The organism is Prochlorococcus sp. MIT 1341 (assembly GCF_034092415.1).
Taxonomy (GTDB): Bacteria; Cyanobacteriota; Cyanobacteriia; order PCC-6307; family Cyanobiaceae; genus AG-363-P08.
This window is the reverse complement of record NZ_CP139304.1, coordinates 373,871-386,143: the sequence shown is the minus strand read 5'-3', so window position 1 is coordinate 386,143 and position 12,273 is coordinate 373,871. Positions and strand designations below refer to the sequence as shown.

General features: G+C 37.0%; 14 protein-coding genes. 4 read left to right on the top strand and 10 right to left on the bottom strand.

What is annotated here, in order from left to right:
* Positions 1-197 precede the first annotated feature (197 nt).
* Positions 198-434 (top strand): hypothetical protein, encoded by a 237-nt coding sequence (locus tag SOI84_RS01935; protein WP_320674726.1) that lies wholly within the window; start codon positions 198-200, stop codon positions 432-434.
* A 7-nt stretch (positions 435-441) separates the two neighbouring features.
* Here the strand turns inward: SOI84_RS01935 and SOI84_RS01930 are convergent, their stop codons facing one another.
* From SOI84_RS01930 to SOI84_RS01920, 3 genes are all read right to left on the bottom strand, one after another.
* Entirely contained in the window at positions 442-636 is a 195-nt protein-coding gene (locus tag SOI84_RS01930) for a hypothetical protein (protein WP_320674725.1), read from the bottom strand.
* A 293-nt stretch (positions 637-929) separates the two neighbouring features.
* Positions 930-1,286, bottom strand: a complete 357-nt coding sequence (locus SOI84_RS01925) for a helix-hairpin-helix domain-containing protein (RefSeq protein ID WP_320674724.1) — start codon at positions 1,284-1,286, stop codon at positions 930-932.
* 440 nt (positions 1,287-1,726) lie between these two features.
* Positions 1,727-2,143, bottom strand: a complete 417-nt coding sequence (locus SOI84_RS01920; RefSeq protein ID WP_320674723.1) for a hypothetical protein — start codon at positions 2,141-2,143, stop codon at positions 1,727-1,729.
* Between the two features lie 167 nt (positions 2,144-2,310).
* On the opposite strand from SOI84_RS01920, the gene SOI84_RS01915 reads away from it, so the two are divergent.
* Positions 2,311-2,745 (top strand): hypothetical protein, encoded by a 435-nt coding sequence (locus SOI84_RS01915; RefSeq protein WP_320674722.1) that lies wholly within the window; start codon positions 2,311-2,313, stop codon positions 2,743-2,745.
* Between the two features lie 1,129 nt (positions 2,746-3,874).
* Here the strand turns inward: SOI84_RS01915 and SOI84_RS01910 are convergent.
* The 3 genes from SOI84_RS01910 to clpS all read right to left on the bottom strand — a co-directional run bounded on the left by SOI84_RS01910 (position 3,875) and on the right by clpS (position 5,494).
* The gene (locus SOI84_RS01910) at positions 3,875-4,135 is read right to left on the bottom strand and encodes a hypothetical protein (protein ID WP_320674721.1); all 261 of its coding nucleotides are present in this window, start codon (positions 4,133-4,135) and stop codon (positions 3,875-3,877) included.
* 382 nt (positions 4,136-4,517) lie between these two features.
* Positions 4,518-4,745: a DUF2103 domain-containing protein gene (locus SOI84_RS01905; protein WP_320675320.1), complete on the bottom strand. Its 228-nt coding sequence runs from the start codon at positions 4,743-4,745 to the stop codon at positions 4,518-4,520.
* A 452-nt stretch (positions 4,746-5,197) separates the two neighbouring features.
* Entirely contained in the window at positions 5,198-5,494 is a 297-nt protein-coding gene (gene clpS, locus SOI84_RS01900; protein ID WP_320674720.1) for an ATP-dependent Clp protease adapter ClpS, read from the bottom strand.
* 64 nt (positions 5,495-5,558) lie between these two features.
* Here clpS and petN point away from each other — a divergent pair, with 64 nt between their 5' ends.
* A complete protein-coding gene (gene petN / locus SOI84_RS01895; RefSeq protein WP_320674719.1) occupies positions 5,559-5,660 on the top strand; it encodes a cytochrome b6-f complex subunit PetN in 102 nt (33 codons plus the stop codon).
* A 188-nt stretch (positions 5,661-5,848) separates the two neighbouring features.
* Here petN and psb29 read toward each other — a convergent pair whose 3' ends face one another.
* Complete coding sequence (psb29, locus tag SOI84_RS01890) at positions 5,849-6,505, bottom strand: photosystem II biogenesis protein Psp29 (protein ID WP_320674718.1); 657 nt, start codon at positions 6,503-6,505, stop codon at positions 5,849-5,851.
* Positions 6,506-6,584: 79 nt separating this feature from the next.
* On the opposite strand from psb29, the gene clpP reads away from it, so the two are divergent.
* Positions 6,585-7,178 carry an ATP-dependent Clp endopeptidase proteolytic subunit ClpP gene (gene clpP, locus SOI84_RS01885; RefSeq protein WP_320674716.1) on the top strand — a complete coding sequence of 198 codons (594 nt, stop codon included), beginning with the start codon at positions 6,585-6,587 and terminating at the stop codon, positions 7,176-7,178.
* 31 nt (positions 7,179-7,209) lie between these two features.
* On the opposite strand, the gene ftsH is transcribed toward clpP, so the two are convergent.
* From ftsH to pyk, 3 genes are all read right to left on the bottom strand, one after another.
* On the bottom strand, positions 7,210-9,120 hold the full coding sequence (gene ftsH / locus SOI84_RS01880; RefSeq protein ID WP_320674715.1) for an ATP-dependent zinc metalloprotease FtsH: 1,911 nt from the start codon (positions 9,118-9,120) through the stop codon (positions 7,210-7,212).
* Positions 9,121-9,241: 121 nt separating this feature from the next.
* On the bottom strand, positions 9,242-10,471 hold the full coding sequence (locus SOI84_RS01875; RefSeq protein WP_320674714.1) for an ABC transporter permease: 1,230 nt from the start codon (positions 10,469-10,471) through the stop codon (positions 9,242-9,244).
* Between the two features lie 9 nt (positions 10,472-10,480).
* Entirely contained in the window at positions 10,481-12,259 is a 1,779-nt protein-coding gene (gene pyk, locus SOI84_RS01870; RefSeq protein ID WP_320674713.1) for a pyruvate kinase, read from the bottom strand.
* Positions 12,260-12,273: the final 14 nt, after the last annotated feature.

Genomic DNA, 12,273 nt, shown 5'->3' with positions numbered 1-12,273 from the left:
AGTTCCTTAGTCCTTTAGTGCCTTTAATACTCCTAGTATAAACTTACGTGGTTGCTTATACTAATTTATCCTTTACTCTTTCTCAGTAAATGGTTTCAAAACAATGATAACCCTACAAACTTCGACTTGTTTACAGTATTGTTGTTATACCTTTTAGATTACTCATGCCTAAACGAAGAAGGAAACTTTCACGTGAGATGGAACATGAAATTAAGCTAGCCTTAAAAAGAATTGAGTTTATCACTGCAGTTATCAATGATATTGAGGACGAAGAAATTCAAGCAGAATATAGCTCTGCCTTTGAAAATATTAAAAATTCGTTGATAATACTCTCCGTTGAATATGATAATAATGGATTTACTGATGTCTCAGAAAATGCCTTGACCGTTTATCAGAAGCTTTTGTCCCAATTTGAAAATGACTTTGAATTATAATAAACCTTCACCATATAATTATGACTATGGCTATTACACAAACAAGTAAAATAAATAATTGATTTTGTTTTACCCATCTACCATTTAATTTGTTTTTTTTGGTTCTCTGAAGACAGTTAATGCATATTCCATTAATTATTAATTTAGCTAGTTGATCTTCACTTGTACTTACAAGCTCAGCTCTACATATTTTACATCGCATGCCGCTTCTCATATAATTACCATTAGTTAAATGGGGTCGGTGATTTTGATTAACTAATCATCATCTCTTCCAAATTTTAGTAATTTTATAGAACTAATAGCTACAGCCCCAAAGGTTAGGCTAGCCAATCCTACTAATATTGCTATAGTAATAGGTGAGATGTCTATCTCTCCGAAGGCAACGAGCATATATTTATAAGACATGCTTCTATAGTCAATTGTTCTTAATTATACATTACCTTTAAGTTAATTCCATTTTACTTGCTTTATAAATTTTTTAGATTGAGCCAATCGTTAATTCTCGTTTTTTATTCTTTTTAGAACCGTTCGGCCAATGCCCTTTATTTGAATAAGATCGTTACTTGGGGCCGATAGAACATCTGAAGCAGTCTTATAACCTGCGTTTAACAACAAGTCTGCCACCTTAGGACCAACCCCAGGAAGAGTCATAAGGTCATCAGTTTTATAATTCGGAGATTTCTCCTTCTCCTCTTTATTTTCAGGTATAGGTTTTGACTCAATTGCAGATGCCAAATTTTGCTTGGGTTGCAATTGGGATTTATTCAATGCGATTACATCACTTATATCCCTATGACTTAAGGGTTTTGTTTGAAAGCTGATTCGTTTGAGGACCTTAGACAGGAGATTCACGTATGTATCTAATCTTTTATAATTCTGCCACTCTCTTTGAAAATTTGCCAGTCAAAATTATGCCAATGGACGTTGATATTCTTTATACTTAATTAGCAGCTGTTTTGAAAGGTGAATTCTATCTCCGTTGATTTTTAGACTTCCTTCTAGTTTTAACTACTTTTTGATAGGTTTTTGGGGCTAATTTATTCCTTGTTTCCCTCCAGGGGATTACCTCTATTTCTACAGGGTTCATTACTGGAGGAAGATTATTCTGGACAATTTTAAACGTTTTCCTGGTATGAATACTTTGATTAGGTATATATCTTTTGACATTAAGGTCTATCTGGCTACTTAGCTCAGTGCAAGCAGTCATTAGTATTGGAGCTAAAATTAATAGCAATGTCTCTCGCCCATAATTTACCAAATATAGGGTATATCAACTCAATCTCAAGCTTATATTAAAATTCAGACTTTTTTAAAGGATATTTTGTGCGCTTAGCCTGCACTATGCGTTGTTCGTTAGGTATGCCAAGTAATCCTATCAATTTTTTTAGTCTTTCACTATATTTGTAAGTATAACTATTTTCGGATGATCTTCCCAAAGGAACATAACCCAGGTCTTTCAAAGTTAGGTACATGTAATCAAGCTCGTTCAACTTTGCTGGTTTACAGAAAATAACTACATTCCTGTTCTCTTCTTTGGATTTTATTTTTTCCATATTTTTAACATACCCCGTTTTAATTATTAAATCGTTTTCTCTATAAGCAACATAAATAAAGCCACTAGCCTCCTTTGTTGCTAATAACGATAAGTCTACACATGTGCTTACTGTCAAGGGAGTGAGTGAGCGCGCAAACTTTTTCTCAATGTCCATCAGTAATTCTTTATTAACTCAATGATATCAAAAGATATCAGGAACGCAATAGTTAATAGATTTCCTTTTCGGCTATTAGTATGCTATTGTTTGTTCTAAAGAAACTACATCCTAAACTATTGCAAACACTAGACTCTCAAATCAACATTAGGATTTCGACTATTACTATGCAGCTCATTTCGGAGCTTAGAAAAAAAACTAGTAAATTTTCTACAATCAACTTCCTTGGAACTTCCTACCCTGGAACTATTCTTTCTAAATCTGACACAACATTAACCCGCTTTTTATTAGAAACCTCATTAAGGGCTTTCAGAATAGACCTCGAGAATGAAATCCTTATAAAAGAACTTGTTAACTTGCTTACTCAAGAAGCCAGTCTTGAATCAATGCAAAATTATATTTCCTCTAAAAGTCAGTTGTCTCACGAATTACAACTTACATTGATAGCAATAGCCTACCGTAGGCATCTTGCCACTAATAAAAATGATAAAAACTGCATTGATGACGAATCAATGTATCGCCTTCATAGATTAAAGACCCAGTACAACTTTGCGAAAGATGAAGTGCCAGAGCTTTTAAGTAAACTTGCTAAACCTAAATAATGTTTTCTTGCTGCTTTCGCTAGCTCTTTAGTTTTCTATTGTTGCCATTTCGTAAATAGCTGCGGTAACCCTCATCCCCCCAATAGTCATCAATGAAAAAAGTTATGCTCATCAGACCTACAGTGGCTACAAAAAAGGCACCAATGATTAATAAAATCAAGTCAAAGTGTGGAAACTTTGAATATATGGATGAAAGAAATAACACTTTCATTTAATTTAATTTAATTTAATTTAATTATAGCTCCTTAAAACGTTTTTGTAAGTAGAACAACAAAATACTTAATCTTAATTTTATTCAACGCTTGTATTCATAAAGATTATCCGCAATCTTTTGATACCATCATGTTTGTAGCCTTTCTTCTGAATTGAGCTAATCTAAATTCAGTCCCATTTTCACTATGCTTAGTTATGTTGAGCAGTTACCCTACATATATGGTACAGGTAGATTGTTGACGATTTCAATCTCTACCAGCCTTTTTTTTTCATTTATTTTCATTTTTTTAGTGCGTAGAAAGATTTTTGATTGGAAAACCCATCAGGTTTCGATTCTCCCCCTAGCTAACTTTTTTACTTTAATTAGCTGGAGCTTCACTTTACTTTCCATATCCAGCATCTTTGCATTGGTTCTTTTTACCTACGACTTTTCCTTTCATAACTCTTTGATATCGGCTTCTTCTATAATTATTTCGTCTGGTGTTATGATGTGGTTCTTAATTGCCAATCTTCTACAACAACTTCAAAATAATACTGCTAGAGACTTAGATCAACTTTAGGTCCTAATTTCAACAATTTATAATTGCTAGCCTCTAGCTCACTGATTTGATATATAATTAAAGATAATTTTAGTTGGGAACATTGAAAAACTATTTTTTAGCTGCTTTACTTGTTTCCATACTATTTCTTTATTCTCTTGACTATTTTACTAAATATAAATCTGCTTTTGAAGCTGATCAGGCTTGCCATTTTACCCTAAAAACCAACCCAAATTCCAATCTATATGGATGTGACCACGATCTAGAGACCAGACAATGGATATTATTTTCTAGGGAAAGTCAAGAATCAATCGCAGAAGTTCAAAGAAGATTCCGCTACTAAATTAGGTTAACTCTTTTGAGGCTAATAATTTTCTCTAGGCTGCGATGTCTGGAATTTTAGCATCTCTAGATTTCCATGCTCTCATCTGTTCCTTACACCAATTCAGGTGGTAAATGATTTCTCCTTTTTCAGGCGGTGTTTCGTTGGATAGAATTTCATTGTCTATGTGACTAATTCTTTTCCAATGAGTTCCCTTTTGCAAAAAACCTAGTTCAGCCCACCTTTTTAAGGTTTCTTGGTTTATCCCTAGCTCTTTACTGAGCTTGTAGCCTGAAAGCCAATTAGTTTTGACCATCCTTTGGTTTCAATTACCCTTTGATAGCTTACTTTTGCTTTCCACGCACCCATTGACCCGGTTTAAACAAATTTTATTTTCTGTCGTTAGCAATCCCTGATATTGCTCTCTTTGAATTTATCCAATTAATAAGCAAACTTCTTAGGATCTTATCTATATCTGATTATATCCGTTAATAACTTTCCTTTGATAAATAAAAACCTTCTTATCTCCACCCCTTAATCTTTATTATTTGGTTTTCTTCAACTTTCACTTTCTTCTAAACAAATATTGTTTAATCTTCTTTATTCTACTTGTCAAAGTTTCACCTTAAGTATTTTAGGGTTCTGTTTTTTCCGCCCTGAATCCATTTTTAACAACCTCTATATGACCATGTATACCCCTACTTATTTAAGATCTTATTAATATATTCTTTTAAGCAAGTACTGTCTTTATGCGTTACTAAAAATATTTCCTGCGTTTTTCTACCCTTTCTTGCTATCAGTTTGTATCCTCCGATGGTCCTCGTCGTCACTCTTAAAACAAGACTTTCGCACCTGCCTTTACCTGTACCGATTACTCCTGGTGTAACTGTTTTGATTCCCTCCATTTCTGCAAGGGTTCTTAGCACTGGGATCAACCCTTCGATATAAGTACTGTGAGTGATTACTAATCTGCCCAAAGTTTTAATGGCTTTATGGCCAGGGTTAGTGGATTTGGCTACGACAATAATGGAATGGTTAGTTAGTTAAATATGCTTTGTTCAGTTAATCTCCTGTCTGAGATAGTAAGCGAACCTTTGGATCAAGCTTTTGGAAGTGGGCATAGGCTTCTAAGTATAGAGTTGCAGGGTTCTGCAGTGCAGGGACTTGCCTAATTCCTGGCTGTGTAGATCTTTTTCATTTTAGTACAAAACAAAGGTATTTCATTCTTTCAGAAGCGCTTTCGATTATTTATAATTTTTCTGTGGCGGCAGATCCATAAGTTGGTACCTTAATCATTTAAATCCAGAAATTGGTTCTTTAATAAAAAAAATATGATGCAAATTTTTAATTTTAATGATCTTTATAAGCGGGTCGAAAATCAGCACCTTTCAAGAGGTGCCATCGTTAGCCCTTCTATTGAAAGCTGTTGATGGTAGAGCTCAGCCTGTTCTAATTGGCCACACCAAACTTCAGCTGCTCCTTCTTTGTCTACCTCCTTTGCAAGCTCCCAAGCCCTTTCTTCCTTCATTCCAGGGATGATTTTGACTAGACATTTCACTACATGTTCAAACGTATTTACGTCATCATCCAGAACAATGACTCTAGCCTCGGGGTATTTTTTCGTTGTCCTCTGCCTTTCAAGTAGAGAAGAGGAGCTTGACTTTGAATAAGTCATCACTTTGAGGGCAAAAACGTGTAACCTGGTAAAAGCTTATATTCAAAACCCCAGAACTAAAATTATGTTGTTTACATTTGCTTGGGCCTCACTAGCTTTTGTTTTTACCTTTTCGATAGCCATGGTTGTCTGGGGGAGAAATGGCGATGGCTCAATTGATTTCTGATTTTCCACAAATTCTAAAATTAGTCACCTTAAATGACTACTTGCAAATTTCAGCCCTTTGTTTGCTAATCTTTGTAACTATATCAGTAGCTTATTTGTCATTAATAAACAGACGTGACAAGGGGCGTGAAAAAAAAAGTAATTAATATTAATTAGGAATTTAATCTATTAACAAATGTTCCTTGTTTTTTATTTATCACCTTTTAGAGGGGAGTCTTCTTCTTTCTTTGGATTAGAGCCTTCCTTTTTTTTCTTTTCTGTTAAAGAAGTTTCCCGTATTAATTCTATTGCTTGACTAATTCTTTCAATATTCGAACTGTAAACCTTTAGGTCTTTCTCTACTCTTTCAACTGGTAGGCCAATTGATTTAGAAATCACAATGCTTTCCTTTAATGCCTCGTCTTTGTTCTCTGTTGTTTGCGTCTTCATTACAAGCTCGTAAACTCCGACTGCCATTAACCTGCAATAGTATGTATTTGCTTGGGAATGATTGTTTGAATCTACAAGCAATATTTTTAGGTCATCTATATTTTTTGCACTTTCATGCGTAGTATGTTTACTTGCTTGAACTTTTATTTTTGAGGGCTCAAAACCACTACTTTTACATAATGAATCAAAAAGAAGCGGTAAATGCTCAGTGGGCTTATATCCAATTGTAAATCTTGAAAAGACCTCTTTTATTCCGATTGAGAATAATAGGTTTTGTTGAAATTTTTTTTGGTGACTTAAGAGATGTAGTTCAACTAGCAATTCATCCACCATACGTCTGTAAAGGGGTGGAATGACGTGCGGGAATGACTTTAAGAATGCACGCTTACTGTCTTCAATGGTTTGTCTTTCGTTCATTTTCTATCTCGAATCGGCATTAAATTACTTTAGCTTTTTAGATGTTCCTACTAAGATAGGGGAAAAGGAGCTTTTGAGCATGATCCCGATAGTTATAGAGGAGTCGGGCCGTGGAGAAAGAGCATTTGACATCTATTCCAGGCTTCTAAGAGAAAGAATCGTATTTTTAGGAGAGCCTGTTACGAGTGACTCTGCGAACCGAATAGTTGCCCAGTTGCTATTTTTGGAGGCAGAGGATCCAGAAAAGGATATTTTCTTGTATATCAACTCTCCAGGAGGTTCAGTTTACGATGGATTAGGTATTTTCGATACGATGCAGCATGTCAAGCCAGATGTTCATACTGTTTGCGTAGGATTGGCTGCAAGTATGGGAGCTTTTCTGTTGTGTTCTGGTACTAAGGGGAAAAGAAGTTCCCTGCAACACTCAAGAATAATGATTCATCAGCCTCTTGGCGGAGCTCGTGGACAAGCAAGTGATATAAGGATCCAAGCTGATGAAATTCTTTATCTAAAAGGTAGATTGAATCAAGAACTATCTACGCGGACTGGTCAACCTTTGTCACGTATAGAAGATGATACAGATAGAGATTTCTTTATGTCTCCAGTGGAAGCCATGGATTATGGAATAATTGATAGTGTTTTAGATAAAAAACCAGTTCATTCAGTTAGCTAACTTTTATACATATTTCCCTTTTGGTTTTAACTTAAAGAATTGGTGTAGTCCTTTCTTTCTCTGGAATTGAACTATATTTAGATACAACATCAATAAGTTCTTCACCATTCATTGTTTCTTTTTCTATAAGTAAATCAACCAGGTTATCCATTGCTTCCCGGTTCTTCCTGAGAATGGATAAGGTGTCTTTATAGCAACTCTTTACCATTTCTCTAACTTTTTCATCAATTTGACGAGATATTGCATCAGATATATCATTTCTGGTCATTAAATCTCTTCCTAGGAACACTTCTTGGTTTCCATTCTCAAGAGAAACAGGACCTAAATCACTCATCCCAAAGCGAGTAACCATTTGCCTTGCCAAGGAGGCAACTTGTTGTATATCTCCTCCTGCTCCAGTGGTGACTTCAGAATGTCCAAATACAATATCTTCGGCAGCTCTTCCTCCAAGTGCTCCCATTATTCTTGCTTTTAACTGAGCCTTACTAACTAAGGATTGTTCGTCATCGGGTGAAAACCATGTCAGCCCTTTCGCTTGACCTCTAGGTATAAGAGTTACTTTTTGAACAGGATCATGTTCCTTTACAAGCGTTCCTATTAAAGCGTGACCAACTTCGTGATAAGCAATAAGCCTTTTGCTTCTTCCATCAGTTAGAGGCTGGCCCTCCATGCCAGCAATTATTCTGTCAACTGCATCATCTATTTCATGAAGGCTTATAGCAGTTTTCTTTCTACGAGCAGTAAGTATTGCTGCTTCATTTAGTAGGTTTGCTAGATCTGCTCCAGTAAAGCCGGGTGTTCTCCTGGCAACACTTGATAATGAAAGGTTTTCTTCTAACTTTTTATTTCGTGAATGCACTTTAAGTATAGAAAGCCTGCCTTTTATATCTGGTGCATCAACTGAGACCTGTCTGTCAAACCTTCCAGGCCTCATCAATGCTGAGTCCAGAACATCGGGCCTATTAGTTGCCGCAATAATAATAATCCCACTATTACCTTCGAACCCATCCATTTCTGTAAGTAATTGATTAAGGGTTTGTTCTCTCTCGTCGTTCCCACCTCCTATTCCAGCGCCTCTTTGGCGACCTACTGCATCTATTTCATCAATAAATATTAGGCAAGGATTGTTTTCTTTAGCTCTTTTAAATAAATCACGTACTCGGCTCGCTCCTACTCCAACAAACATCTCTACAAACTCTGAGCCAGATAGCGAGAAGAATGGGACTCCGGCTTCTCCTGCTATAGCCTTTGCAAGAAGGGTTTTCCCTGTGCCAGGAGGACCTATTAAAAGCACCCCTTTAGGGATTTGTGCACCAATTGAAGTGAACCTTTCAGGTTGCTTTAGAAAGGTAACTACTTCTTGAAGATCTTGTTTTGCCTCGGATACACCTGCGACATCGTCAAATTTCACTCCAGTTTCCGCTTCCATTGCGAACCTTGCCTTTGTTTTCCCAAACTGCATAGCCTGTCCAGGCCCTCCTTGCATGGAGTTTGATCTGCGAGCAAGAAGTATTAGACCACCAATTAATAAAAGTGGGAATAATAAATTCCCAAACACTCCTAAGGCTGGTGGGGCTTTTCTTTGAGGGTGGATATCAAAACTAATTCCCTCATTCTTCAAGGTGTTGATCAGTTCAGGAGCTAGACCTGGTAGATCAACTCTTATTTTTTGAACTCTGTTGTCTAGATCAGGTTCTACTGCTTCAACCACAGCATTTTTACCACCGTCATATATATCTACTGAGGTAACCCTTCCAGCTTCTACATAATCTAGGAATCTTCCATAACTCATTCTCGCAACAGCAGCATTTCTAGGAGCTGAAACCGTCCTTTCTGAATCGACAGTGTTCGGGTTTGCGCCACCTATAACCTGCCATGCGAGCAAAGACGCCATGAAGACTGGCAAGAACCATAGAAGAAGCAAACGCCAGCGCTGATTCATTTTTAATTAAAAAGTCTTTTTAAGTCTTTATACTCTAGTGACATGGACTTCGTCTTGTTGAGGTTTTAAGGTTTTTAGTTTAAGTCTGGAGCTGAATTTTCTTTTAGAGTTGCTTTTTGGATTAGAGACTTCTTAAGGCAACTATAGGGTCAAGTTTGGCGGCTCTTCTGGCAGGGACTACTCCGAAAAACAAACCTATTCCACCTGACAGACTCACCGTCGCCATAACTGTCACTGCACTAATGGTTGCAGGCAGAGGTGTAATTGTAGAAACACCTGCTATTGCAAGTATTCCTACTGTCGTACCAACTACTCCTCCAAGACTTGCCAAAATCAAAGATTCAACAAGAAATTGAATTAAGACATCTGCGCTTCTGGCTCCAAGAGCTTTTCTTAACCCAATCTCTTCAGTTCTTTCACTAACTGCTACTAACATAATATTCATAATCCCTATACCACCAACAATCAGTGAAACGCCCCCAATAGCAGCTAGCATAAAAGTTAACCCTCCGGTAATAGTACTAACTATTTTCAAAGCATCCTTTTGAGACCTAACTGCGAAATCATCATCTCTTAAAATTTTATGTCTTTGCCTTAAAAGATTTGTTATTTGAAACTTTGCTGCTCTAGTACTTTTTTCATTTTTAGCTTCAACACTTATAAAGCTTAGACTGATTCCATAGGTTGGATCTCTCCCTTTGACTCTGCTCACCATTGTTGATAAAGGTATATATGCATTTTCGTCTTGATTATTTCCAAATACAGCTCCCTTTGGCTCCATTACACCAATAACCTCAAATGATTGATCTTTTATTCGAATTACTTTTCCAATTGGATTCTCAAACTTAAATAACTTCCTTCTCAGATCAGGTCCTATAACAGCAACACTTTTTGCACTTTTCATGTCTTGACTACTAATAAACCTTCCACTTGCAACTTCAAAACTTCTAACAGGTAGGAAGTCAGGAGTTATTCCTGAGATTGAGCTTGATGTACTCCTAGAACCTGCTTGTATAACTTCACTTGATGTAATTTGTGGAGCCACACGTTTGACACTTGGAACCTGTTTTTGTATTGCTTTGGCATCTTCAAGAACTAAGTTTCGAGGAAAGGCAACTCCTCTCCTTCTAGTGTCATTATTACCAGGAACAACAAATAGTACATTGGCACCCAGATTGCTTAATTGTCCTTCGGCAAGGTTCTGAGCACCTCTACCAACCCCAACCAACGTAATTACAGAGGCATTTCCTATAACAATTCCTAACATTGTTAGTAAGCTTCTTAGCCTATTTGCTCTTAAGGTAGAGACAGCCATACCAACTGTTTCTGAAAGGCTTAATTTGCTTTGCATATCAGTTAGTTATTCCCCTAAGCCAATTCCAATGTCTGGATCTTGATTTCTATGAATAAGACCTTGTTCTATTTCTAGAGTGATGAATTCATTGCTTTTAAGTTGATTCACAGCACCTTTTACCCCAAGAATAATTGGAATTCCTAATTGTTTTGAAATACGAACAACATTACTTTCTTCATCCTCATCTTCTGTTATTACTGCTGATGATTCCTTAATCTCCTCAGTAAGATCATTATCAGTTTTTGGTGTTACTAAAATATACTCTTTCCCTTTTTTTTCTGTGGATTCGGATTCTAAATAGATTTTGACTTTTCCTTTAATGTTGCCCATGCCAATGCCTTTTCCAGTTGGCAAGTTAGGCCTAACAATCTCTACTTTTAAAAGGTTTGTAGACCCACTTACTCCTTCAAGTGTTCCAGCAGTCTGAACAGCTATATCACCATCTTTAAGTAAACCTAATTTCCTTGCAATTCCCATCGCGAGATTAAAAGTTTTAGAAGAGCTCTTCTGTGTGGCAATTAGTAAAGGTGTAACGCCCCAGACAATCTGAAGTCTTCGTGCGACTTCGGCTTCATTTGTAATAGCTAGTATTGGTGTTGGCGGTCTAAACTTACTAACATTGTGGGCGGTAGCACCACTTTTTGTTAAAGGTAAGATTGCAGCTGCATTTAATTGACTAGCGATGCTACTGACTGCCGCACTAATTGCATTTGGAATAGTGCATTCTAGATAACTATCTAGAGCTCTTTGGGGGTAGTCCCGCTCAATTCGCATTGCTATTGTTGCCATTGTGGCTACTGCTTCTACTGGGTATTCCCCAACAGCAGTTTCATTAGAAAGCATTACTGCATCAGTTCCATCAAGAATCGCATTTGCAACATCACTAACCTCAGCTCTTGTTGGTCTTGGACATGAGGCCATTGAGTCAAGCATTTGAGTGGCCGTGATTATCGGAATCCCCAAACTATTTGCTTTGCGAATAAGATCTTTTTGAAGTAAAGGCACTTCCTCTGCAGGCATTTCTACTCCTAAATCTCCTCTTGCAACCATTACACCGTCACATAAGGGGAGAATCGCATCAATTTGGTCTATTGCTTCGAATTTCTCAACTTTTGCAATAACCGGTGTTGAATGACCCTGTGAATGGATCAATTTTTTTATTTCCTTCATATCAGAGGGGTTTCGTACAAAGCTAAGAGCTATCCAATCAACACCTTGATTTAATCCAAAACTTAGATCTTCTTTGTCCTTAGTTGTTAAGGCTCTAACAGAAAGTTGAACATCTGGAAAATTTACGCCTTTGTTGTTGGAAAGAACACCTCCAACAGTTACTAAGCACTTTAGTTTTTGCTCTTTTGTTAGGACCTTTTCTACTTTCATTTCGACTCTGCCATCATCAAGAAGTATTCGGCTTCCAACAGTCACTTCATTTGCAAGCTTTTCGTAGGTAACTGTTGCTATATCGTGATTACACTCTACTTTTTTTGATGTCAGTGTAAATATGTCACCTTTGTTGAGGCTAATTGGGCCATCTTTAAATCTACCAAGTCGGATTTTGGGCCCCTGCAAATCCTGAAGTATTCCTATGTGAACACCAAGCTCGTCAGAGGCACGACGAATGGTCTTTATCCTTTTTGCATGTTCATTGTGGTCTCCATGAGAGAAATTTAGACGAAATGTTGTTGCACCAGCTCGTATTAATTCCTTTATCCGTTCTGGCTCCTCAGTCGCTGGACCAATTGTGGCAACAATCTTAGTTCTGCGAGCTAGATCGAAATTTGCCATTGTGGGTAAATGTT